Origin of the sequence: Spongiibacter tropicus DSM 19543 (genome assembly GCF_000420325.1) — a bacterium.
Taxonomy (GTDB): domain Bacteria; phylum Pseudomonadota; class Gammaproteobacteria; order Pseudomonadales; family Spongiibacteraceae; genus Spongiibacter; species Spongiibacter tropicus.
In genome coordinates this window covers 1,098,404-1,121,023 of record NZ_ATUS01000001.1, presented here as the reverse complement: position 1 = coordinate 1,121,023, position 22,620 = coordinate 1,098,404, and the positions used below count along the sequence as shown (strand labels likewise).

Below are 22,620 nucleotides of genomic sequence, written 5' to 3'. Positions count from 1 at the left end.
ACTTACCATGATGTGATAGGCGCTGGGAAAGCTCGGTGATGATGAAGTAGATGTGATGCCGTATGGCTTGGCGCGTTCTAAAAGGGTGTGAATGAGTATCTTGACTGATACAAACAAAAAGGCCCTCTTAAAAGAGGGCCTTGGGAGCTATTACCAAGTCAGCGCACCGCCAGTCTGGTATTCAATCACTCGGGTTTCAAAGAAGTTTTTCTCTTTGCGCAGGTCCATGATTTCGCTCATCCACGGGAAGGGGTTTTGGGCGTTGGGGAACTGCTCTTTGAGGCCGAGTTGTGAGAGGCGGCGGTTGGCGATGAATTTGAGGTATTCCTCCATCATGGCCGAGTTCATGCCGAGTACGCCGCGAGGCATGGAGTCTTTGGCGTATTCGATTTCCAGTTGCATGCCTTCGACGATCATCTGGGTGACTTCTTCCTGGAACTGGGCGCTCCACAGATGCGGGTTTTCGAGCTTGATCTGGTTGATCATGTCGATGCCGAAGTTCAGGTGCATGGATTCGTCGCGCAGGATGTACTGGAACTGCTCGGCGACGCCGGTCATTTTGTTGCGGCGACCCATGGACAGGATTTGGGTGAAGCCACAGTAGAAGAAGATGCCTTCGGTAACGGCGTAGAAACCGATGAGGTTGCGCAGCAGCTCCTGGTCATCTTCCGGGGTGCCGGTTTTGAAGTTGGGGTCGCCCAGTGCCTGAGTGTGGGTCAGGCTCCACGCCGCCTTTTTGGCGATGGAGGGCAGCTCGCGGTACATGTTGAAGACTTCGCCTTCGTCCATGCCCAGTGACTCGACACAGTACTGGTAGGCGTGGGTGTGGATGGCTTCTTCAAAGGCCTGACGCAGCAGGTACTGGCGGCACTCTGGGTTGGTGATGTGGCGGTACACGGCCAGGACGAGGTTGTTGGCAACCAGCGAGTCGGCGGTGGAGAAGTAGCCCAGTGAGCGCATGACGATACGGCGTTCGTCGTCGGTCAGGCCCTCGGGGTTTTTCCACAGGGAGATGTCGGCGGTCATGTTGACCTCTTGCGGCATCCAGTGGTTGGCACAGCCGTCGAGGTATTTCTGCCAGGCCCAGTCGTATTTGAAGGGCACGAGCTGGTTGAGGTCGAGGTGGCAGTTGATGATGCGCTTGTCTTCTACGCGCAGGCGGGCGGCGCCCATTTCCAGCTCTTCCAGACCGGCGGCCACGTCGAGGTTATCGAGTGAGGCGCTGGCTTTGTCCATCACGCTCTGCGCGCTGGCGGGTTCTTCCGCTTGTGCGGGCGGTGGTGTCTGGCTGGCTACGGCCGGGCCTCGGCTTTCTGCCGCAGGTGCCTGTTGAGGCTGTGGCGCGGCTTTGGGCTGCGGCTTGGCGTTGGCTTCGTTGTCGTCTTTGTCGAAATCGTCCCAGCTGAGCATTGGTTCGTCACCTCGATAATGTCTTTCACCCGATCAGGGCGTTATAAAAATGTGTGCAGAAGCGTGGGGCGCACGGCGGCGCCCCGAGTGTTTTACTGGCAGGCCTCGCAATCTGGATCATCCAGTGAGCAGGCTTGCGGTACGGGTGCGGCCTGTGGCTCGCTGTTGCCCGCGTTGGCCGAGACCTTGTTCATGGAGCCTTGGCTCACCGTGGATTTCTCGGTGGAGCTGGCGGCCAGCGCACGGAGGTAGTAGGTGGTTTTCAGGCCACGGAACCATGCCATGCGGTAGGTGATGTCCAGCTTTTTACCGGAGGCGCCGGCGATGTACAGGTTGAGCGACTGCGCCTGATCCAGCCATTTCTGGCGACGGCTGGCAGAGTCGACCAGCCAGCGTGGCTCCACTTCAAAGGCGGTGGCGTACATGGCTTTCAGGTCGTCGGGGATGCGGTCGATTTTCTGTACCGAGCCCTCGTAGTATTTCAGGTCGTTGACCATTACTGCGTCCCACAGGCCGCGGGCTTTCAGGTCTTTGACCAGATAGGGGTTCACCACGGTGAATTCGCCGGACAGGTTCGATTTCACGTACAGGTTCTGGTACGTGGGCTCGATAGACTGCGAGACGCCGGTGATGTTGGCGATAGTGGCCGTGGGCGCAATCGCCATAACATTGGAGTTGCGCATACCCTGGCTTTGCACGGTGGCGCGCAGGCTGTCCCAGTCGAGGGTCTGGCTCTGGTCGACTTCAATGTAGTCGGCGCCGCGCTCTTCGATCAGAATTTTCACCGAGTCGATGGGCAGAATGCCACGGCTCCACAGTGAACCTTCGTAGCTCTGGTAGCTGCCGCGCTCGACGGCGAGGTCGCTGGAGGCTTTGATGGCGTAGTAGCTGATCGCTTCCATTGAACGGTCGGCAAATGCTACCGCGTCATCAGACGAGTAGGCGATGTGCTGCTTGTACAGTGCGTCCTGGAAGCCCATCAGGCCCAGACCTACCGGGCGGTGCTTGAAGTTGGAGTTCTCGGCCTGCTGCACGCTGTAGTAGTTGATGTCGATAACGTTATCGAGCATGCGTACGGCCGTCTTGATGGTTTTCTCCAGCTTGGGCAGGTTCAGCTCGCCGTCCACAATGTGCTGGGCGAGGTTGACCGAGCCGAGGTTACACACGGCAATTTCGTCTTTGCTGGTGTTGAGCGTGATCTCGGTACACAGGTTGGACGAGTGCACGACACCGGTGTGCTGCTGCGGGCTACGCAGGTTGCAGGGATCTTTGAAGGTGATCCACGGGTGGCCGGTTTCGAACAGCATCGACAGGATTTTGCGCCACAGGTCGGCCGCTTTCACGCGCTTGTACAGCTTGAGTTCGCCGTTGCGGGTCATCTCTTCGTACTGGTTGTAGCGCTCTTCAAAAGCCTTGCCGTAGAGGTCGTGCAGATCGGGTACATTGTTGGGCGAGAACAGCGTCCACTCGCCGTCTTCAAACACACGCTTCATGAACAGGTCGGGAATCCAGTTCGCGGTGTTCATGTCGTGGGTACGGCGGCGATCGTCACCGGTGTTCTTGCGCAGCTCGAGGAATTCCTCGATGTCCATGTGCCAGGTTTCGAGATAGGCACAGACCGCGCCTTTGCGCTTGCCGCCCTGGTTAACGGCCACGGCGGTGTCGTTGACCACTTTCAGGAAGGGCACCACGCCCTGTGATTTGCCGTTGGTGCCTTTAATGTAGGCGCCCAGTCCGCGCACGGGGGTCCAGTCGTTGCCCAGACCGCCAGCGAATTTCGACAGCATGGCGTTGTCTTGAATCGCGCCGTAAATGCCGTGCAGGTCGTCGGGCACGGTCGTCAGGTAGCAGCTCGACAGTTGGGGACGCAGGGTGCCGGCGTTGAACAGGGTCGGCGTGGAGCTCATGTAGTCGAAGGAGCTGAGCAGGTTGTAGAACTCGATGGCGCGCTCGGTCTTGTTGTCTTCGCGCATGGCCAGACCCATGGCGACACGCATGAAGAAGATTTGCGGCAGTTCGATGCGCACGTCATTGCTGTGAATGAAGTAGCGGTCGTACAGCGTCTGCAGGCCGAGGTAGTGGAACTGGTGGTCGCGCTCGGGCTTGAGGGCGGCGCCCAGTGAGTCGAGGTCGTAGCTGCTCAGTTCGGGAGACAGCAGTTCCAGTTCAACACCTTTGGCGATGTAGGCTGGCAGCGCTTTGGGGTAGTACACGCTCATGTCGTGCTGGGTGGCGCTGTCGGCCACACCTAGGAAGCTCAGGGCTTCGGCGCGCAGTTTGTCCAGCAGCAGGCGGGCGGTGACCAGGCTGTAGTTGTGCTCTTTTTCCACCATGGCGCGGGCGGCGATCACCAGCGAGGTGTTGACCTCGTTCTCAGAGACGCCGTCGAACAGGCTTTTCAGCGCTTCGTCCAATACGGCCTGTGCTGACACATCGGCCAGACCTTCGCAGGCTTCGTTGACGATAAACTCCAGACGGCCCAGATCCAGTGGCACTTCGCTGCCATCAGCGCGTTTTACCTTGATGCTGGGGTGGGTTTTCTCGGCCACTTCGGGGCTGAGCTGGGCGCGTTCTTCGGCGCGGGCCGCGCGGTAGATCACGTAGGCGCGGGCGATTTTATGCTCGCCGCTGCGCATCAGGGCCAGCTCGACCTGATCCTGAATCTCTTCAATATGAATAGTGCCGCCGGTAGGCATACGGCGCTTGAACGTGGCCGTCACCTGATCGGTCAGTTTGGCCACGGTTTCGTGAATGCGGGTGGAGGCGGCGGCGTTGCCACCTTCTACAGCCAGAAATGCCTTGGTGATGGCCACGCTGATCTTGTCGTCGGTGTAGCTGACGACCGAGCCGTTGCGTTTGATAACGCGAAGCTGACCCGGCGCCGTCGCGCTGAGTTCATCCTGTTGCGGCGATGCGGGCGGCGGGTTGCTGCTGGCATGGTTTTCTTGGCTGGTTTGCATAGTGGTGGCCCCTGCTGTGCTGTGGCGAAACGGTTTGTTGGTGGTGCCGCAGAAAAACGGATGTCTGCGTGATGCTGTACGGCTTTGTGTCCGTCGAAAATCGGACAAGTTTTTATTTACAGCTTGATCTCAGGGCGCAGAGGGTGGTAGTGCCGTTTCTGCGCTGTTTCCCATATATGGGGTTTTTTCTGGATTGGGCTACAAGATAATGCGGTTTTTGGGGATGTGCAAGCACCGTATCTTGTGGGGAGCTTGTGGATAAAATGTGGGTAAGCAGGGGGCAAAAAATGGTGCTTGATGTAAGCCGCATGGGACGGGCTTTTGCGCTGGGCGGCCCGATTTTGGTGCCCGCCGTGGTGCATCCAGACGGATTTTTTCTAAGAAAAAAAATTTATATAGCGCTGTTACGGTGCACCGGTTTTGCGGTGGGGGCGATGTTGTCCTGAGCGAAGGCGATCAGGTGTTCCAGCTCGGTGGTGATCTGCACACTCTCGCCCAGTTCGTAGTCGCGATGGCTGGGCAGCAGGGCTTCAACGCGACTGCCGGTGGGCAGGCGAAGGGTGTACATCGTGGCGCTGCCGGAGAACACTTTCTTTTCGATGATCGCACTCAGGCCGCCGATGTCGGCCAGTACCACATCGTCGGGGCGCAACAGCACATCTACCGGGGTGCCGCTGGGCCAGGGATAGGCGCGGTTACCCATCAGTGGGCCGAGCTCGGTATTCACCGTGTTGGACTCGTCGCCAATCATGCCGGGCAGAAAGCAGCCTTCGCCGATAAAGTCGGCCACGATGCGGTTGGCGGGTTCGTGGTAGAGGTTGAACGGGGTGTCCCACTGTTGCAGCTTGCCGTGGTAGAGCAGGCCGACATGGTCGCTGAAGGCAAAGGCTTCGTGCTGGTCGTGGGTGACAAGAATGGCGCTGATGCCCAGCTCCTTGAGGATGTCCCGCACTTCCACGCTGAGTTGCTTGCGCAGCTCGGCGTCGAGGTTGGAAAAGGGTTCATCCATTAACAGCAACTGCGGGCTGGGTGCCAGGGCGCGGGCCAGGGCGATACGCTGTTGCTGACCACCGGAGAGTTCGTGAGGGAAGCGTTCTTCAATCCCGTCGAGCCGCACCAGCGACAACATGCGCCGCACCTGCTCGCGCTGTTTGGCCGCCGACAGCTTGCTCAGGCCAAAGCGGATGTTGTCGAACACATTCAGATGTGGGAACAGGGCGTAGTCCTGAAACACCATGCCGATGTTGCGTTGCTCGGGGGTGAGTTGCAGGCCGGGTTCGCTCAGGCAGCGGTCGTTCAGCAGGATTTTACCGCGATGCAGGGGCTGGAAGCCGGCAATGGCGCGCAGGATAGTGGTTTTGCCACAGCCACTGGGGCCGAGCAGGCTGCAGATGTCGCCCTGATTGACGTGAAAGCGAACATCGCTGACGACGTTGGTGTCATCGTAGCGACACTGAATATCCTGAACTTGCAGCACGGTTACATCTCGTGTCGGTGTGGCGACCCGGCGTCGCCGGATCGCGTTCAGCGGCCGGGTGTCAGGCCTGCGCTTCGTTGAGCAGGAATTCCATCAGCGCTTTCTGCGCATGCAGGCGGTTCTCTGCTTCGTCCCAGATCACCGTTTTCGGGCTGTCCATCAGCTCGGCACTGATTTCCTCGCCGCGGTGGGCGGGCAGGCAGTGCATGTACAGTGCGTCGGGATTGGCGTGCGCCATCAGCGCGCTGTTGATCTGGTAGCCCGCCAGTTTGCGGCGGCGCTCGGCCTTTTCTTCTTCCTGACCCATAGAGGCCCAGACATCGGTAACCAGCAGGTCGGAGCCGGTGGCGGCTTCAACCGGATCGCGCACGATTTCCACGCGGTCACCGGCAGCGGCAACCAGCTCGGCGCGGGGTTCGAAGTCTTCCGGGCAGGCAATCTTCAGTTTGAAATCGAACTGCATGGCGGCGTTGATGTAGGACTGACACATATTATTGCCGTCTCCTACCCAGGCCACCTGTTTGCCGCGAATGCTGCCGCGGTGCTCGACAAAGGTCTGAATATCGGCGAGCAACTGGCAGGGGTGGTAGTCATCGGTCAGGGCGTTGATGACCGGTACGCTGGAGTACTCGGCAAATTTCTCAATGATGCTGTGCTCGAAGGTACGAATCATCACGATGTCGCACATTGAGGAGATAACGCGCGCGCTGTCCTCGGTCGGTTCGCCGCGGCCGAGTTGGGTATCGCGCGGCGACAGGAAGATGGCGTGGCCACCCAGTTGCGCCATGCCGGCTTCAAAGGAAATACGGGTACGGGTGGAGGCTTTTTCAAACACCATGCCCAGCACGTAGTTCGGGAATTGGATGCTCGGGCGCCGGGCCCGGTGGTCGGCTTTCAGTTCGATGGCGCGCTGGATCAGTTGTTCCAGTTCGGCGGGGCTGAGGTCGTTAAGGGTCAGGAAATGTCTCAATGCCATTTGGCGGCTCTACCTTTGCTGCATATAACGGCGCCGTCAGGCGGCGCCGGAGTGGGCGGGCCACTGAAGAATCAGTGGGCAAAGGATATCGAGCAGCGCATCGACATCCTGCCGGCTAATAATAAGCGGCGGCAGCAGGCGCACGACCCGCTCCGACGTCACGTTCATCAACAGGCCTTTTTCCAGTGCCTGTGCTACCAGACTGCCGCAGGGGCGATCCAGCTCTACACCAATCATCAGTCCGCGACCGCGCACTTCTTTAACGTGCTCGGCGCCAGCGAGGCGCTCGCGCAGACCGTTTTGCAGGTAGTCGCCGGTTTCCGCGATCTGGGCCAGCATCTCCGGTGTGTTCAGCGTGTTTACCACCACCAGACCGGCTGCGCAGGCCAGCGGGTTGCCGCCGAAAGTGGAGCCGTGGGCACCGGGCTGGAACAGTGACGCGGCTTTGCCGTGGGCCAGACAGGCGCCAATCGGCAGACCGTTGCCCAGGCCTTTGGCGGTGACCAGCACATCGGGGATCACGTCTTCATGCTGGAAGCAGAAGTATTTGCCGGTTCTGCCGTTGCCCGTCTGCACTTCGTCGAGCATCAACAGCCAGTCATAGCGGTCGCAGAGTTCACGCAGCTTGCCGAGGAAGCCTGCGGGCAGCGGGTTCAGTCCGCCTTCGCCCTGAAGGGGTTCGAGCAGAACGGCCGCAACACTGCTGTTGTTTCTGGCGATGTTTTCCAGGGCTTCCAGGTCGCCGTAGGGCGCACGGGTAAAGCCGCGCACCAGCGGCTCGAAGCCCGCCTGAATTTTGCGATTGCCCGACGCGGTCAGCGTGGCGAGGGTCCGGCCGTGGAAGGCCTGCTCCATCACGACGACATGGGGCACTTCAATGCCGCGCTTGTGGCCGTGCATCCGCGCCAGCTTGATCGCGGCTTCGTTACCTTCGGCGCCGGAGTTGGCGAAAAACACATTGTCCATGCCGCTGGCGTCGCGCAGCGCTTCAGCCAGCTCTTGCTGGCGAACCACGTTGTACAGATTGGAGGTGTGCAGCAGCTCGCCGGCCTGTTTGCAGATTGCTTCGGTCACCGCCGGATGGGCGTGGCCGAGGGCGTTAACGCCGATGCCGCTGATGCCGTCAATGTAGGCCTTGCCCTGCTCGTCAAACAGTCGAACACCTTCGCCGCGCACAAAGCTCACGGGCAGTCGTCCATAGGTGTTCATCAGCGCAGGCAATGTCATTACAGCAGCTCTCCTGTTCACGCTCGTTGTATGCGGGAAGCTAAAACGCAAAAAGGCAGCAAGTGCTGCCCTCGAAATAAGGGATCAATCATATAAGGAAGCGTTTGTAAATTCCAGCGTTGCCGACAATTGATGGTGGTTGTGCTTTGCCGTGGTGCACTCCACGGCTGGCGCGGTTTTGGTGGCTGCTTGCGGTGGTGTTTCGCAGCGGCTGGGAGCTGTCTGCAGAGGCGCTTTGGGGCGGGAATTGGGGCCGCTTGCCGGTGCGGCAGGAAAATTCTGGAGTCTTTGCTATAAGTAGATGAGCTTGAATGCTCTAAGCCAATGTTTTTCGAGTAAATAATAATTTCTAAATGTAGCGGGGAGCTCATGAATATACCTTCGGTCTTTACCCGGTCAGCACTGAGTCTGGCGATACTTGGCAGTGCCCCCTGGGCCTTGTCGCAGACCAATGTGGTTGAGGAAGTTGTTGTCACGGCGCGTAAGCAGTCGGAAACCCTTCAGGATGTGCCGTTTTCCATCGCGGCCATGACAGAGGGCAAATTGACCCAGAGCGGCGCGACCGATCTGGAGTCCATGGCGACCAATGTGGCGGGGATTTCCATCCAGAACCTGGGGCCCGGTCAAAGTCAGGTATCGATTCGCGGCATTTCGGCCGGGCAGATTGTGCGCGATCAGCCGGGGGTGAAGGAGCAGGTGGGGGTGTATGTGGATGAGTCAGTGATTTCGATGTCGCTGTTCACCCCCGACCTGGATTTCTACGACATCAACCGCGTCGAGGTGTTGCGTGGCCCGCAGGGCACGCTGTTTGGGTCGGGCTCGCTGTCGGGGACGGTGCGTTACATCACCAATCAGCCGGATTTTGTCGAGACCAGTGGCTCCGTGCAGCTGGCCGCCGAAACCGTTGATGAGGGCAGTGAGGGCGGCAGTGTAAAAGGCCATCTGAATATTCCCTTGAGCCAGACGGCAGCCGTGCGGATGGTCGCTTATGCGCAGCAATATCCGGGATATATCGATGCGATCCAGCCCGATGGCAGTGTGAAGGACGATGTGAATGAAGGCACCCGAAGCGGGGGACGTATTGCCTTGGCGTTTCAGCCGAATGATCGTGTCAGCATTGTGCCGCGGGTGATTTTTCAGTCCATCGACATGGATGGCTTCAATCGCGAAGACGATTACAATGCACTGGCCAACCCCTATACCACCACACGCCCCAATGTGAGTTTTGGGGATTACGAGCAATATACCCAGTTGGAGGAAAGCTTTGAGGATGACTTCCTGCTGGTGGATTTGACCGCGAATATTGATATTAACGACGCTATGACGTTGACCTCGGTGACGTCCTATACCGATCGTGAAGTGCTGGTCGTGCGCGATGCCTCGGCGCTGAATGGCAGCATCCTCGGCGGCTCGTCGGGCGAGCCTGAAGCGGTTTACACGCTGGATGCGCCGCTTTATGACCGTACCGACGCGACGGTCATCACACAGGAGTTGCGCTTGAGCGGTGTGAATGGCCCGTTGCAGTGGGTGGCGGGCGTGTTCTACAGCGAGGTCGAGCGGGAATACAGCCAGGTGCTGGACGTGGCGGGCTACACCGCGCTGACTGGCAATCCGTCTGCCGGGGTGCGGGCTGGCGAAGACGAACTGTATTTCTCGGAAGTGCCCTACGAGCTGGAGCAGTACGCGGTATTTGGCGAGCTGTCTTACGATCTCAGCGAGCGAACCATGGTGGTGTTGGGAGCGCGCTTCTTCGATTATGAGGAAACTCGCAAACTGACTTTTGACGGCATTTACAACACGACGGTGATCGACCAGCCCGGCGAGGTTTCCTCAGACGGCGTGTCGCCCCGAATCATGCTCCGCCACGATATCAACGACGATATTATGCTGAATGCGCAGGTATCGCAGGGCTTCCGTCTCGGCGGGATTAATGACCCGCTGAATGTGCCGCTGTGTACCCCGGCGGATGCCGCCACCTTTGGTGGCCGCGATGCCTTTGACGACGAGACGCTGACCAATTATGAAATCGGCAGCAAAATGACGCTGTTCGGCGGCGCCGGGGTTCTGAACGCGTCGCTGTTCTACAGTGACATTGAAGACCTTCAAGCCACGGTGAATGCGGGGACCTGCTCGTCGCGTATCGTGTACAACGTGCCCGAGGCGCACAGCCAGGGGCTGGAAGTCGAGTTGACTGTGCGGCCGCTGAGCAATTTCGAGTTTGGCGTATCGGCCAGTTACGTGCGTGCGGAAATCGACTCAGATGTGACCTCTACCGATGCCGGTGGGGTGACTTCCATTGTGGGTGGTTTGCGCGAGGGCAATGAACTGCCGACTGCACCCAAGTTTGAGCTGGCGGCTACAGCGACCTATTACTTCCCGGTTTTCGACGTGTGGGAGGGTTATCTGACGGCCTCCTACCAGAATGTGGGGGCGCGCTACACCCAGATTGCGGATCAGGAAAATGGCGGGCAGGGTGTGGCTACGCTGTATCCGAGTATGGGCGGACCGCTGACACAGCCGACCTACACGTATGACCGGGAGCAGGGCGGCTACCAGATCGTCAACCTGCGCTTGGGAGCCAGTCGCGATGAGTGGGATGTGGCGCTCTTCGTGCGCAATGCCACCAATGAGCGCGCCGAATTGTCGCTGGATCTGGAGCGTGGCGGGAACGCGCGAGTGGGGCAGCACGTCAATCAGCCCCGTACGGTGGGCTTGAGTGCGCGCTACCGGTTTTAATGCGAACCGTTACAACTTCACGATGGCCCTGCGAGGCCATTTTTTTGCGCGGCGTTTCACCGGCGCCCCCGTTTGGGGATAATGGCGCTTTCGCAGTAATGACGTGAGCGTGTGATGTCTGAAACCCTGAATCCGGTGCAGTTGGGCCTGTTTGTCAGCCGACTCGAGGCGGTGTGCGAAGAGATGGGGGCAGTACTTCAGCGGGCGGCATTTTCGCCGAATATCAAGGATCGTCTGGATTTTTCCTGCGCTATCTTTGATGCGCGAGGCGAGCTGTGCGCGCAGGCTGCCCATATTCCGGTGCATCTGGGCAGCATGGCCTATGCCATGGCGGATATTGTTGGTGCCTGTGACTGGGCGCCGGGCGATATGTTGGTGTTGAACGATCCCTTCCTGGGTGGCACGCACTTGCCGGATGTGACCGTGGTGGCGCCGTATTTCCGCGACGGCGAGTTGCTGGCGTTTATCGCCAATCGCGCACATCACGCGGATATTGGCGGCTCTACGCCGGGCTCCATGCCGCTGTCGCAGACGCTGGAAGAAGAGGGCGTGGTGATTCCCCCCACGCGGCTGCAGCGCGGTGGCGTATTGCAGCGGCAGTTGCTGGACGACTGGTTCGGCCCTTCTGAACATGGCGACTTCATCGCCCAGCTCAGTGCGAATCGCTGTGGTCTGCAACGACTGGAAGAACTGGTGTCGATGCTGCCGCTATCCTTCGAGGTAGCGGTGTCGCAGCTTCAGGATTACGCCGAGCAACTGTCTGTGCACCGTCTGCGGGAATTGCCTGCTGGAGAATTTTACTTTTCCGATGTGATGGACGATGACGGCTTTGGTCACGAAGACCTGCCGATCTGCGCCTCGCTGCGCCTGGCGGACGGCCGCGCCCATGTGGATTTCAGCGGCACCGCGCCACAGGTGCAGGGCAACATCAACTGTCCGCGCTCGGTTGCGGCAGCGGCGGTGTACTACGCGTTTCGCTGCCTGATGCCGGAGGAGGCGCCGGTCTGCGCCGGGCTCTTTCGTCCGATTACACTCGCGGTGCCGGAAGGCTCGCTGCTCAACGCCCGGCGGCCCGCAGCGGTGGCTGCCGGTAACGTGGAGACATCCATGCGTGCCTGCGATGTGGTGCTGGGCGCGCTGGCGCAGGCGGTGCCTGAGCTGATTCCGGCGGCGGCTCACGGCAGTATGAATAATGTGGCGATGGGCTCGCTGGACGGCCAGCCCTGGCACTATTACGAAACCCTGGCCGGTGGCAGCGGCGGCCACAGTCAGGGCGAAGGCTTGAGCGCGGTGCAGTGCCATATGACCAATACGCTGAATACGCCCATCGAAAGCCTGGAAATGCATTACCCCTTGAGGGTGACGCGTTACGCTTTGCGGCGACACAGCGGCGGTGCGGGGGAGCATCGCGGCGGCGACGGTTTGATTCGGGAGTTTGAATTTCTCGCATCGGCGCGCTTTACCCTGCTGACCGAGCGTCGGCGGGTTCGGCCCTGGGGCTTGAACGGTGGTGAAGCGGGAGTCTCGGGCGAGAATCGGCTGAACGGGAATGTCTTGCCGGGCAAAGTCAGCGCGCAGGCACAGCCCGGCGATCGCCTCAGTATTGCGACACCCGGGGGCGGGGGCTGGGGTGTGGTCCGCGAAGGCGCATGACTTTTCCGTGCTGACATTGCTAAAATAGCCGCCTTGAAATTGTCCGGGCCTTCATTTCTTTTCTTCGGTATGCCGGACGCCGACACGGCAGGTGATCAATGGAAACTCTCGACGCAATTAAACAGCAGATCGACAACAACCCCATCCTGATTTACATGAAGGGGTCGCCCAACCAGCCTCAGTGCGGTTTTTCGGCGCGTGCTTCTCAAGCGCTGATGGGCTGTGGTGAGCGTTTCGCGTTTGTGGATATTCTTGCCAACCCCGATATTCGCGCCAAGCTGCCCGAGTACGCTAACTGGCCAACCTTTCCTCAGCTCTGGATCAACGGCGAGCTGATCGGCGGCTGTGACATTATCTGCGAGATGTTCGAGAGCGGCGAGCTGCAAACGCTGATTAAGGAAACAGCGGCACAACAAGCTGCTCAAAGCTGATCGCTTCCTTACTCGGAACCCAAGAAACCCGGCATCTGCCGGGTTTTTTTATGTCTGCCTGCTCCGCAAGTTCACAAATTGCGTATCCGTACTGAAATTGAGAATAAGAATGGTTCTTTTTATTTATGGCTTTGCTAATATTGCGCCGCCTTCAGGACGCTTTGGTGCGATGTTGTGTCGTAGCGGCAGGGATGTCAGATAAGAATATTCGAGATTGGGAGAATGTAACGTGAAAAAGACAGCTCTAGCTGTGGCGATTGCCGCCATGCCCCTGGTATCTCTGGGCGATGTGGCGACGCAGAAACAGGGTACGCCGCCGGAGAGTCTCAAGGTCGAGCAGGTCACGATCATTGGAGAGCGCCTCGATAAGCTCGCGGGCTCCGCTTATGTCGTTGACGAGTTGGAACTGGAAAAGTTTGAGTACACCGATATCCACCGCATGGTGCGGCAGGTACCGGGGGTGTATTTTCAAGAGGAAGACGGTTACGGGTTGCGCGCCAATATTGGTATTCGCGGCTCAGGCAGTGGTCGCAGCGGCAAGATCACGTTGATGGAAGATGGCGTGTTGATTGCGCCGGCACCCTATGCCGCCCCCGAAGCTTATTATTTCCCCACCAGCGGCCGTATGTCTGGCATTGAAGTGCTGAAGGGCCCCGACCTGCTGCGCCACGGACCGTTTACCGTAGGTGGTGCCATCAACCTGATTTCCACGCCGATTCCCGATATGGCGGAAGGCTTTGTCAACGTCGAAATCGGCGAGAACAGCTCGCAAAAATCCCATGTATATTATGGCGCCACCGAGGGTAGCTGGGGCTTCCTGCTGGAGAGTTATCAGGAAGAAACGCTGGGCTTCAAGAGTATTGATCGCTCCAACCGGGACACGGGTTACGACAAAGAAGATTATGTTGCCAAACTGCGCTGGCGCAGTGCTGAAGGCAGTGCCTACCCGCAGCAGTTGGATTTAAAAGTTAACTACACCGAAGAACAATCAAACGCGACCTATCTGGGTGTGACCGACGAGCAGTTTGATCGCGACCCATTCCGCCGCTATGGCCTGACTGAGCAGGATCAGATGAATACCCGGCAGTCGGGTGTCGTACTGCGTCATCGCATTGAGCTGAGTGAGTCGCTGGCACTGAACAGTATGGTGTATCGCAACGATTTCGAACGTAGCTGGTTCAAGTTGGATCGCGTTGGTGCAGACAGCATCGGCTCGCTGATTGACAAGGCTAACAGCGGTGATGCCACTGCCTTGGGGATTCTCGAGGGCACACAAGATGCGAACGACGTGCGGGTTAAAGACAATGCCCGTGAGTATTTCGGACGTGGCGTTCAGTTTGAGCTGAGTGGCAATGCTGAGACCGGCAGCGTGAGTCATGACTGGGTGCTGGGCATTCGTCGCCACGAAGATGAGGTGGATCGTTTCCAGCCAATCACGGTGTACAACCAGGTGAATGGCAGCCTCCAGTTTGACTCGGTTATTCAGCCGGGTTCTGGCGATAACCGCGTTGACGAAGCGGAGGCCCTGTCATTGTGGCTGGTCGACCGCATGACCATCGGCAAGCTCGATATCACCGCTTCTCTGCGTCGCGAAGATATTGATACCAAGCAGGCCCGCTATGGCGATCTTGATCGCAATACCATCGCCAGCACGCGCAAGAATTCGGTTGATGATGTGATGGCAGGTCTGGGCGTCACCTATGCGCTGTCAGACGAGTGGCAACTGCTGGCCGGTGTGCATGAGGGCTTTGCGCCTCCCGGTGGCGGGGCAACCCGCGGCACAGGTCCGGAGGAGAGTTTGAACTACGAAATGGGTGGTCGTTATCGCTCAGAGCGTTTTTCCGCCGATGTTATCGCGTTCTTCTCTGACTACGAGAATACGGTTAATAACTGTTCCGTTGCCAACCCCTGTAGCAACGGCGCCGACTCAGGTACAGAGAGCTTCGGGCAATCGGAAATCAAAGGTCTGGAAGTGAGCCTGCAGGCTCTGTTGGCGGAGACGCCGTCGCTGCAGTTCCCGCTGACGGTGTCTTACACCTATACCGACGCTGAAGTTACCCAGGACTCCGATACGGGCAGTGTTTTGAAGGGTGACAATCTGCCTTATCTGCCCGAAAACGTGCTGAATGTCAGTGTTGGGGTTGAAGCGTCGGATGGCAAGAAGGCCTACCTGTCTGCGACTTACCTTGATGACATGTGTGTGGACAATCTTTGCGAGCGCAATGTCGATCAGCGTTACCGCAGCACCGAAAGCTATGTGACGGTGGATTTGGCGGCCAGTATGCCGGTGGCTGAAGGTGTTGAGGTATACACTCGCATCGACAACTTGCTCGATGAGCAGGCCATTGTCTCTCGCAGCCCTGCGGGCGCGCGTGTGAATCTGCCGCGCACCGCTTATGCCGGTATCCGCGTGCGCTTCTAATTAGGTATTGCCTCTCGGTAAAAACGCCCGAGTGACGTCTGTCGTCCTCGGGCGTTTTTGTCTGTGCTGGATCTATCGCGAACATTGACCAGAAGCCGAGGTGTTGTCGCGTTGGCGGTCAATGTCGTCGGCCACGCTCCCTGCTAGCCTGTCGCGGTTCTTGTTTCTGGAGCCTGCGATGAATTCCACACTGAAACTTTGGCGAAAGCTGTCGGCGTATCCTGGCGGGAAGCGCCTGTTCTCTCGAGCGATCTGTCTTAAAGCCCCTTACTTCTCCACCATCTCTCCGCAATTCGAGCAGTTGGATGTCGGTGCTGCGATTGTGCGCATTAAGGAGCGCCGTGGTCTGCACAATCACCTTGGCAGTGTGCATGCCATTGCGCTGTGTAATCTGGCCGAGGTGGCTGGCGGCTTGGCCTGCGAGGTTTCGATGCCTGAAGGGATGCGCTGGATTCCTTCCGGTATGACGGTGAAGTATAAAGCCCGCGCCAAAGGCGAGTTGCGCGGCTATGCCACGGTGCCGACGGTTGAGCCTGGCAAGAAAGCGGAGCTGCCGGTTACTGTTGATGTGAAGAACAGCGACGGTGAGTCGGTGTTTGAAGCCGAAATTGTCATGTACGTGTCGCCGGCGAAGTCGGCGTAAGAGAGACGGGCGGCGATGCGCCGCCCGGTACGCAGGCGTTTACTCGCCCACTTCACCCATTACCGATTGCTGGTAATTCTGGATGCCGACTTTTTCGATCAGGCCAAGCTGAGTTTCCAGCCAGTCGATATGCTCTTCCTCAGACTCGAGAATATCTTGCAGCAGATCGCGGCTGATGTAGTCAGCGACTGACTCGCAATACTTGATCCCGTCTTTCAGGTCGGGAACGGCTTTCAGCTCAAGGCTGAGGTCGCATTCCAGCATTTCCTTGGTGTTTTCACCGATCAGCAGTTTGCCAAGATCCTGAAGATTGGGGATGCCTTCGAGAAACAGAATGCGCTTGACCAGTTTGTCGGCGTGTTTCATTTCGTCGATGGATTCGTGGTACTCGTGCTCGCCGAGCTCTTTCAGGCCCCAGTCTTCATACATGCGGGCATGCAGAAAATACTGGTTAATGGCCACCAGCTCGTTGCCGAGGGCTTTGTTCAGATGGGCAATTACCTGGGGGTCGCCTTTCATCGCTGCAGTCCTTTATTCCGGGGTGATTGAAATACACACAGGGATTCTGGACGCGGAGGGCAGGGGAGTCAAGCTAAGCTATTGATTTTTATAGTTTATTGAAAACTTAAAGCCAATCGTTATCACTTGCTTTGGCGCGCTAGGCGGCGGCGTAGCAGAGGGATTCGTCGTAGTTGCTCAGGTGGGCATCGAAGACACTGCGGGCGAGCGATCCACATTTGCCGCACTGGCTGGCGAGATCCAGCTCACGGCGTAACTCGCGAAAACTGGTCGTGCCATTATCCATGGCCTCGCGAATCTGTGAGTCGGTGATACCTTTGCAGAGACAAACGTACATCTAATGCACCCATTACTGTTGCTCCCAGTCGGCCTGTCCGGTGGGGCGTGCTACGGGTATTAAAATTAATGAAAATGAGAATGCTTGTCAATTGTCTCTTTGTGACTTTTTCGTCATTCTTCCATAGTGCTTTGCTATAGGGGCTATTGGAATTTTCAATGGGATTGGGCCGGGGGCGCGTGTATCATGGCCCGTCTACTCCTTTTATCGGGTGCGTTCGCACCTTTATTCATAGTTAAAAAAACCGGAGGTTAACATCATGGGTGTACTCGTAGGTAAACCAGCTCCAGACTTCACTTGCGCAGCGGTTCTGGGCAACGGCGAAATCGTTGACTCTTTCACCCTCAGCGAAGCAGCCAAGGGCAAATACGCGGTACTGTTCTTCTACCCGCTGGACTTCACCTTTGTCTGCCCCTCAGAGCTGATCGCTCTGGACCACCGCATGGACAAATTCCGTGAGCTGGGTGTGGAAGTGATTTCGGTTTCTATCGACTCTCAGTTCACGCACAACGCATGGCGTAACACCGCGATTAAAGATGGTGGTATCGGTCCTGTGACTTACACCATGGCTGCCGACGTGCGTCACGACATTTGCCGTGCCTACGACGTTGAAGCGGAAGGTGGTGTTGCGTTCCGTGGCGCATTCCTGATCGACAAAGAAGGCATGGTTCGCTCACAGCTGATCAACGACCTGCCGCTGGGCCGTAACGTTGACGAGCTGGTGCGTCTGGTAGAGGCCCTGCAATTCCACGAAGAGCACGGCGAAGTGTGCCCGGCTGGCTGGAACAAAGGCGACAAAGGTATGGACGCGTCACCGACAGGTGTTGCTGCTTACCTGGCTGAGAACTCTGACAAACTGTAAGTCAGTTTCAGTGTTCCACAAAAAACCCGGCTTCGTGCCGGGTTTTTTGTGTCTGCAAAATGCTGACGGGGATCAGCTCAGGTGCTTTTGGAAAAACGCCGTCAGCTTGTCGAACGGAATTTTATCGAGTTGATCGTAGAGGTCAGTATGGTTGGCGTCTTCAATGATCAGTAGCTCCTTGGGCTCGGCCGCCAGCTCATAGGCTGTTTCGCTGAAGTAACGCGAATGGGCGTTGTCGCCGTGGATAAGCAGTGTCGGCCGTGGAGCAATCTCGTCGATATATGACAGCAATGGCATGTTCATAAAGAACAGCGGATTCGTTAACGTCCACGAGGCATTGGAGTTGATGGCGCGGGGGTGGAAGCCGCGTTCTTTCGACTTGTAGTAGGCCGCATACTCCACGACGAACTGGGGTTCTCCGCCCTGAAGCTCCAGAGAAACCGGGCCGACGGCCGGTTTTCCGTTTTCAGCATCCGCCCAGCGCTGCAAGCTCAGTTGTTCGAGCGTCTTTGTGCGTTCTTCTTGCGTGGTGCTGTCGTAGTAGCCTTTGGACATCACCCGAGTCATGTCGTACATGGTGCTGGTGGCGACGGCCTTGATGCGCTTGTCGACTGCGGCGGCGTTCAGTGCCATGCCTCCCCAGCCGCAGATGCCGATAATTCCTAGGCGATTGCGATCAACCTGGGGTAGCAGTCCGAGAAAATCCACCGCGGAGCTGAAGTCCTCGGTGTTGATGTCGGGAGAGGCCACATGGCGCGGGGTGCCGCCACTCTCGCCCGTGTAGGACGGGTCGAAAGCCAGTGTCACGAAACCACGCTCTGCCATCGTTTGCGCGTACAGCCCCGAGGACTGCTCTTTAACGGCGCCAAAGGGGCCGCTCACTGCAAGCGCCGGCATTTTGTCTGCCGCTTTCTTGGGTTGGTAAAGGTCCGCTGCCAGAGTGATGCCATAGCGATTGGTGAACGTAACCTTCTGGTGGTCGACATCGTTGCTTTTGGGGAAGGTCTTGTCCCATTCACTGCTCAGTGTTGGTGCTGTGTGCGCAAATGCCTGTGATGTGCCAGATGTCATACTCATAGCGGCGATACCTGCTCCGGTTATCTTTAAGAGTGTTCTGCGCCCCTGATCAGGGCTGTCGTTGTCCCGTTGTTCGTGTAAGTCGGTCATGGTCTTGTCTCCGGTGTGCTGAGTTGCGCGAGTGCCTGCTGGGCACGGGTGGCGGTATCGCCACCAACGCGCTTCACGAGGACCGTACCCGCGTGATGCAAATGCTCAGGCGTCAGGTGGGTATTCAGTGCGATATTGAGGTGGGCGGCGAGTTGCGGTTCCGCGCCGGGTATTGCCGCCAGCATGGCGATGGTGGCCAGTTCACGGTCTTCCCAACTGAGGTTGTCGCGAGAGAATATGTCGCCAAAAAGATGGGTTTTCAGGTATTCACCAATGGTCGGGGCGAAATCAAACAGAGGCCCCTTGACGGGGTTGCCGACAAGCCGGGTCTGATTGGCCGTGCCCGCTGCCAGCAGTTCAGCTCCCTCGGGAATCGGCTTCTGGGGTGGGAGACCGATCTCATCGTCAATGCCCCGGCTGCGGCGGTCTTCAATAACGGCCATCAGTGTGCCGAGGGCATTCAGGCTGCGTGGGAAGCCGGCATAGGCATAGAGCTGGGTCAGGACTTCTTTGGCATCGTTGACGGTTATCCCTGAGGCCAGCCCATCATGCAGAGCGGTTTCCAGCGCCTTAAGGTCGCCTTGGGCCGCGTAGGCGGCGATGGGAAGCAGCGACTGCTGCCGGGCGGTAAGTTCGTGAGTTGCCGTCATCGCGTTGCTCTCCGCATCGGGGGAAGTGGCCTGCGCTGGAAGCGTCAGGGTGATCAGACTGAGGACGAACAACAGCCCGGAAAAGATGCGCGTGCTCATAGCGATGACTTGCTCCGTTTGTCGCTGTCGTAGGCGCCGTATTGGGCATCACTGACCTTCTCCATCCAGACCACATTCTTGCCGTCGTCGTCTTCTCCGGTAACGACCAGGTGCGTCATTGGCGAGTTGGGTGCTGCGCCGTGCCAGTGCTTGATCCCCGGTGGGCACCAAAGCGTGTCGCCGACCTGCACTTCCTGAATCGGTTTGCCCCACTCCTGGGTCAAGCCGACACCTTCTGTGACGATGATATGTTGGCCACTGGGGTGCGTGTGCCAGGCTGAGCGAGCACTGGGTTCGAAAGTGACATAGGCACCGGATGCGTTGATTTCCGAGGTGCTGGGGAAAAGCGGGTCTACGCGTACCTTGCCACTGAAAACCTGCTCGGCTCCGTCGAATGACGGCTGGGACCCAGCGCGGCGTATCACTTGTTCGCTGTGCGACGATGGGTCGGCGATGGTCATCGGGGTAGTGAGTACCGCCAGACAGGATAGGGCTCTCTTGATAGTGCCGCTGCTCATGCTGTCCTCCTTTCTCTTCGTAGCGAGTGTGCCGTTACGTTAAGACGAGAGAACTGTGACAACAATGGGGTTTGGCTCATTGCAGCTATGCATGAAATGCATGTATGGGGGGGTATTGGCGATGTAGAGTGGAAATATACAAGATATTGTTGTTTATTATTAATTAATAGGGCGGAGTCTTTGCCGCGGAGACCTTGAATGCGTGAAGAGCTGAGTGATCTGGCCTTGTTTATGACGGTGGCGGAGTTTCGGAGCTTCACGCGTGCTGCCGCCCAGTTGGGCATGTCCCAATCAGCGGTCAGTCACGCAGTGAGACGGCTGGAGAGCAGTGTCGGCATCAAGCTGTTAAACCGCACGTCGAGACGGGTTTCCACAACCGATGCCGGAGAAAAGCTGCTCGCCGCCCTGCGCCCGGGGTTGGGCATGATCAGTGCGAGAATTGAGGAGCTCCGTTTGTTGGGTGACGTGCCGCGAGGACTGGTGCGAATTGCGACCAGCAAACCGGCGCTGCGCACGATTCTGTGGCCAACGCTGTCGGCGATTGTCCGCGATTACCCGGAAATCCAGATAGAGCTTAACCTGGAGAGCCGATTAACCGATCTGGCGGAGGATCGGTTTGATGCCGGTGTTCGCTTGCGGGAATTCGTCAGCCCAGACATGGTGGCGATCAAGCTTGGGCCGCCGGTGAGGCTGGCTGCGGTCGCGTCACCGGCATATTTTCAGGAGCGCGGCACGCCGCAGCATCCCGACGACCTGGATAAGCACGCTTGTCTGGTGCTGAGGTTTCACGCCCACGCCCCGACCTACGATTGGGAGTTCGAGAAAGACGGGGGGGCGCTGGTGAAGAAGGTGTCGGGTCCGTTTATTTTCAGTGAAAGTGATATCTGTATTGAAGCTGCCAAGGCGGGTCACGGTATTGCCTTCGTGACCGAGGCGGAGGTAAAGGACGATATTGATAGCGGGGCGCTGCGACGGGTATTGGCTGACTGGTGTCCGCCTTTCGACGGTTTTTATCTGTGCTACTCGGGGCGGCGCAATATCAGCTCTGCATTCCGGCTGGTCATTGATCGTTTGCGCCATGCGGCGGCGCAACTCCCTGAATAGTCATGAGCGTGGTGGCCTGTGTCAGCGGCAATGATTGACAAAACCTGCGCATAAAAAAAGCCCCACCGATTGGCGGGGCTTTTTTGTGGCTTGCGCCGCTTGGGGAAATTACGCTGCGAAGTTAGCGGCAGCAAATTCCCAGTTCACCAGGTTCCAGAATGCTTCCAGGTACTTGGGACGCGCGTTGCGGTAGTCGATGTAGTAAGCGTGCTCCCACACATCGGCGGTGAACAGCGGCGTTTGGCCGTCGCGAGCAATGGGGGTGTCGGCGTCGTCAGTGTTGACGATTTCCAGGCTGCCGTCGCTGTTTTTTACCAGCCAGGTCCAACCTGAACCGAAGTTGCCCACCGCTTTGGCATTGAAGGCTTCTTTGAAGGCGTCGAAGGAGCCGAATGCGCTGTCGATAGCGGCCGCCAGATCACCGGTCGGTGCGCCGCCGCCGTTGGGGCTCAGGCTGTTCCAGTAGAAGGTGTGGTTCCATACTTGAGCCGCCTGGTTAAACAGACCGCCGCTGGCGCTCTTGATGATGTCTTCCAGAGACTTGCCTTCGTTTTCAGTGCCGGCAGTCAGCTCGTTCAGTTTGGTGACATAGGCGTTGTGGTGTTTGCCGTGGTGGAAGTCCAGTGTCTCGGCAGAGATATGGGGTTCCAGAGCATTCTTTTCATAAGGCAGTGCGGGTAATTCAAAAGCCATTGTGGGTCTCTCCTGACGTTTTGTGGGTTTTGATTTCCTGCAATCGTTGCCGCTGCAGGTTTTATCTCTCAGTATTCTTTGAGTGCTGCCGGGAGTGGAGTTCAGTCCCAGCGCCAGCCGCCCATATCCTGCCAGCGATTGACGATCTGGCAGAACAGCTCTGCGGTTTTCTCGGCATCGTACGCGGCGCTGTGTGCCGCGCTGTTGTCAAAGGCAATATCGGCCAGCTGGCAGGCTTTCGCCAAAACCGTGTGGCCGTAAGCCAGGCCCGCCAGGCTGGCCGTATCCATCACCGAAAAGGGGTGAAAGGGATTGCGCTTGATGCCGCTGCGCTCAATGGCGGCCAGTACAAAGCCCAAGTCGAAGTGGGCATTGTGCCCGACCAGCACGGCGCGCGTACAGCCGTGGGCCTTCACCTGCTGACGGATTTTCTTCATCAGCTCGCCCATGGCGGTGACTTCCTTGTGGGCCTCGCGATTGGGGTTATAGGGGTCGATACCCGTAAATTCAAGGGCCGCGGTTTCCAGATTGGCGCCTTCAAAGGGTTCAACGTTGTAGCTCAGTGTTTCATCCGGTTCGAGATTACCGGCATCGTCCATGCGCAGCAGGGTGGCGGCGATTTCCAGAATGCCGTCCGTCCGGCTGTTGAAACCGCCGGTTTCCACGTCGATAACGACCGGCAGGAAGCCGCGAAAGCGCTGGGCGATCAGGCTTTTACCTTCATTTATCGGCATGC

19 protein-coding genes are annotated in these 22,620 nt (G+C 58.1%); 7 read left to right on the top strand and 12 right to left on the bottom strand.

What is annotated here, in order from left to right; all coding sequences use genetic code 11:
* Positions 1 to 150 precede the first annotated feature (150 nt).
* The 5 genes from G411_RS0105310 to G411_RS0105290 all read right to left on the bottom strand — a co-directional run bounded on the left by G411_RS0105310 (position 151) and on the right by G411_RS0105290 (position 8,050).
* On the bottom strand, positions 151 to 1,410 hold the full coding sequence (locus G411_RS0105310) for a ribonucleotide-diphosphate reductase subunit beta (RefSeq protein WP_022958139.1): 1,260 nt from the start codon (positions 1,408 to 1,410) through the stop codon (positions 151 to 153).
* A 92-nt stretch (positions 1,411 to 1,502) separates the two neighbouring features.
* Entirely contained in the window at positions 1,503 to 4,370 is a 2,868-nt protein-coding gene (locus tag G411_RS0105305) for a ribonucleoside-diphosphate reductase subunit alpha (protein ID WP_022958138.1), read from the bottom strand.
* A gap of 391 nt (positions 4,371 to 4,761) precedes the next feature.
* A complete protein-coding gene (locus G411_RS19435; RefSeq protein ID WP_022958137.1) occupies positions 4,762 to 5,847 on the bottom strand; it encodes an ABC transporter ATP-binding protein in 1,086 nt (361 codons plus the stop codon).
* Positions 5,848 to 5,908: 61 nt separating this feature from the next.
* The gene (gene argF / locus G411_RS0105295; RefSeq protein ID WP_022958136.1) at positions 5,909 to 6,823 is read right to left on the bottom strand and encodes an ornithine carbamoyltransferase; all 915 of its coding nucleotides are present in this window, start codon (positions 6,821 to 6,823) and stop codon (positions 5,909 to 5,911) included.
* 36 nt (positions 6,824 to 6,859) lie between these two features.
* Positions 6,860 to 8,050 (bottom strand): aspartate aminotransferase family protein, encoded by a 1,191-nt coding sequence (locus G411_RS0105290; RefSeq protein WP_022958135.1) that lies wholly within the window; start codon positions 8,048 to 8,050, stop codon positions 6,860 to 6,862.
* 369 nt (positions 8,051 to 8,419) lie between these two features.
* On the opposite strand from G411_RS0105290, the gene G411_RS0105285 reads away from it, so the two are divergent.
* The 5 genes from G411_RS0105285 to G411_RS0105265 all read left to right on the top strand — a co-directional run bounded on the left by G411_RS0105285 (position 8,420) and on the right by G411_RS0105265 (position 15,935).
* Positions 8,420 to 10,786, top strand: a complete 2,367-nt coding sequence (locus G411_RS0105285; RefSeq protein ID WP_022958134.1) for a TonB-dependent receptor — start codon at positions 8,420 to 8,422, stop codon at positions 10,784 to 10,786.
* Between the two features lie 114 nt (positions 10,787 to 10,900).
* Complete coding sequence (locus G411_RS0105280) at positions 10,901 to 12,439, top strand: hydantoinase B/oxoprolinase family protein (RefSeq protein WP_022958133.1); 1,539 nt, start codon at positions 10,901 to 10,903, stop codon at positions 12,437 to 12,439.
* Positions 12,440 to 12,537: 98 nt separating this feature from the next.
* A complete protein-coding gene (gene grxD / locus G411_RS0105275; protein WP_022958132.1) occupies positions 12,538 to 12,870 on the top strand; it encodes a Grx4 family monothiol glutaredoxin in 333 nt (110 codons plus the stop codon).
* A 229-nt stretch (positions 12,871 to 13,099) separates the two neighbouring features.
* Positions 13,100 to 15,292, top strand: a complete 2,193-nt coding sequence (locus G411_RS0105270) for a TonB-dependent receptor family protein (protein WP_028968163.1) — start codon at positions 13,100 to 13,102, stop codon at positions 15,290 to 15,292.
* A 178-nt stretch (positions 15,293 to 15,470) separates the two neighbouring features.
* Positions 15,471 to 15,935 (top strand): hotdog fold domain-containing protein, encoded by a 465-nt coding sequence (locus G411_RS0105265; protein WP_022958130.1) that lies wholly within the window; start codon positions 15,471 to 15,473, stop codon positions 15,933 to 15,935.
* Positions 15,936 to 15,974: 39 nt separating this feature from the next.
* Here G411_RS0105265 and bfr read toward each other — a convergent pair whose 3' ends face one another.
* Both bfr and G411_RS0105255 read right to left on the bottom strand, forming a co-directional pair.
* Positions 15,975 to 16,454: a bacterioferritin gene (gene bfr / locus G411_RS0105260; RefSeq protein WP_022958129.1), complete on the bottom strand. Its 480-nt coding sequence runs from the start codon at positions 16,452 to 16,454 to the stop codon at positions 15,975 to 15,977.
* 139 nt (positions 16,455 to 16,593) lie between these two features.
* The gene (locus tag G411_RS0105255; protein WP_022958128.1) at positions 16,594 to 16,791 is read right to left on the bottom strand and encodes a bacterioferritin-associated ferredoxin; all 198 of its coding nucleotides are present in this window, start codon (positions 16,789 to 16,791) and stop codon (positions 16,594 to 16,596) included.
* Positions 16,792 to 17,050: 259 nt separating this feature from the next.
* On the opposite strand from G411_RS0105255, the gene G411_RS0105250 reads away from it, so the two are divergent.
* The gene (locus G411_RS0105250; protein ID WP_022958127.1) at positions 17,051 to 17,653 is read left to right on the top strand and encodes a peroxiredoxin; all 603 of its coding nucleotides are present in this window, start codon (positions 17,051 to 17,053) and stop codon (positions 17,651 to 17,653) included.
* Positions 17,654 to 17,725: 72 nt separating this feature from the next.
* On the opposite strand, the gene G411_RS0105245 is transcribed toward G411_RS0105250, so the two are convergent.
* From G411_RS0105245 to G411_RS19430, 3 genes are all read right to left on the bottom strand, one after another.
* Positions 17,726 to 18,730 (bottom strand): alpha/beta hydrolase, encoded by a 1,005-nt coding sequence (locus tag G411_RS0105245; RefSeq protein WP_245542365.1) that lies wholly within the window; start codon positions 18,728 to 18,730, stop codon positions 17,726 to 17,728.
* An 86-nt stretch (positions 18,731 to 18,816) separates the two neighbouring features.
* Positions 18,817 to 19,569 carry a carboxymuconolactone decarboxylase family protein gene (locus G411_RS0105240; RefSeq protein WP_084495295.1) on the bottom strand — a complete coding sequence of 251 codons (753 nt, stop codon included), beginning with the start codon at positions 19,567 to 19,569 and terminating at the stop codon, positions 18,817 to 18,819.
* Positions 19,566 to 20,087, bottom strand: coding sequence for a (R)-mandelonitrile lyase (locus tag G411_RS19430; RefSeq protein WP_051151249.1), 522 nt, complete (start codon positions 20,085 to 20,087; stop codon positions 19,566 to 19,568). The genes G411_RS0105240 and G411_RS19430 overlap by 4 nt, the downstream gene beginning before the upstream one ends.
* Positions 20,088 to 20,285: 198 nt before the next feature.
* On the opposite strand from G411_RS19430, the gene G411_RS0105230 reads away from it, so the two are divergent.
* Positions 20,286 to 21,191, top strand: a complete 906-nt coding sequence (locus G411_RS0105230; RefSeq protein ID WP_022958125.1) for a LysR family transcriptional regulator — start codon at positions 20,286 to 20,288, stop codon at positions 21,189 to 21,191.
* Positions 21,192 to 21,299: 108 nt separating this feature from the next.
* Here G411_RS0105230 and G411_RS0105225 read toward each other — a convergent pair whose 3' ends face one another.
* On the bottom strand, positions 21,300 to 21,884 hold the full coding sequence (locus G411_RS0105225) for a superoxide dismutase (RefSeq protein ID WP_022958124.1): 585 nt from the start codon (positions 21,882 to 21,884) through the stop codon (positions 21,300 to 21,302).
* Positions 21,885 to 21,985: 101 nt separating this feature from the next.
* Complete coding sequence (rnt, locus tag G411_RS0105220; RefSeq protein WP_022958123.1) at positions 21,986 to 22,618, bottom strand: ribonuclease T; 633 nt, start codon at positions 22,616 to 22,618, stop codon at positions 21,986 to 21,988.
* Between the last annotated feature and the right edge of the window lie 2 nt (positions 22,619 to 22,620).

Excerpts from the sequence above, each read along its gene's own strand:
- G411_RS0105310 (WP_022958139.1), bottom strand. The coding sequence starts at position 1,410 with ATGCTCAGCTGGGACGATTTCGACAAAGACGACAACGAAGCCAACGCC.
- G411_RS0105305 (WP_022958138.1), bottom strand. The coding sequence starts at position 4,370 with ATGCAAACCAGCCAAGAAAACCATGCCAGCAGCAACCCGCCGCCCGCA.
- argF (WP_022958136.1), bottom strand. The coding sequence starts at position 6,823 with ATGGCATTGAGACATTTCCTGACCCTTAACGACCTCAGCCCCGCCGAA.
- G411_RS0105290 (WP_022958135.1), bottom strand. The coding sequence starts at position 8,050 with ATGACATTGCCTGCGCTGATGAACACCTATGGACGACTGCCCGTGAGC.
- G411_RS0105285 (WP_022958134.1), top strand. The coding sequence starts at position 8,420 with ATGAATATACCTTCGGTCTTTACCCGGTCAGCACTGAGTCTGGCGATA.
- G411_RS0105280 (WP_022958133.1), top strand. The coding sequence starts at position 10,901 with ATGTCTGAAACCCTGAATCCGGTGCAGTTGGGCCTGTTTGTCAGCCGA.
- grxD (WP_022958132.1), top strand. The coding sequence starts at position 12,538 with ATGGAAACTCTCGACGCAATTAAACAGCAGATCGACAACAACCCCATC.
- G411_RS0105265 (WP_022958130.1), top strand. The coding sequence starts at position 15,471 with ATGAATTCCACACTGAAACTTTGGCGAAAGCTGTCGGCGTATCCTGGC.
- bfr (WP_022958129.1), bottom strand. The coding sequence starts at position 16,454 with ATGAAAGGCGACCCCCAGGTAATTGCCCATCTGAACAAAGCCCTCGGC.
- G411_RS0105255 (WP_022958128.1), bottom strand. The coding sequence starts at position 16,791 with ATGTACGTTTGTCTCTGCAAAGGTATCACCGACTCACAGATTCGCGAG.
- G411_RS0105250 (WP_022958127.1), top strand. The coding sequence starts at position 17,051 with ATGGGTGTACTCGTAGGTAAACCAGCTCCAGACTTCACTTGCGCAGCG.
- G411_RS0105245 (WP_245542365.1), bottom strand. The coding sequence starts at position 18,730 with ATGAGTATGACATCTGGCACATCACAGGCATTTGCGCACACAGCACCA.
- G411_RS0105240 (WP_084495295.1), bottom strand. The coding sequence starts at position 19,569 with ATGAGCACGCGCATCTTTTCCGGGCTGTTGTTCGTCCTCAGTCTGATC.
- G411_RS19430 (WP_051151249.1), bottom strand. The coding sequence starts at position 20,087 with ATGAGCAGCGGCACTATCAAGAGAGCCCTATCCTGTCTGGCGGTACTC.
- G411_RS0105230 (WP_022958125.1), top strand. The coding sequence starts at position 20,286 with ATGCGTGAAGAGCTGAGTGATCTGGCCTTGTTTATGACGGTGGCGGAG.
- G411_RS0105225 (WP_022958124.1), bottom strand. The coding sequence starts at position 21,884 with ATGGCTTTTGAATTACCCGCACTGCCTTATGAAAAGAATGCTCTGGAA.
- rnt (WP_022958123.1), bottom strand. The coding sequence starts at position 22,618 with ATGCCGATAAATGAAGGTAAAAGCCTGATCGCCCAGCGCTTTCGCGGC.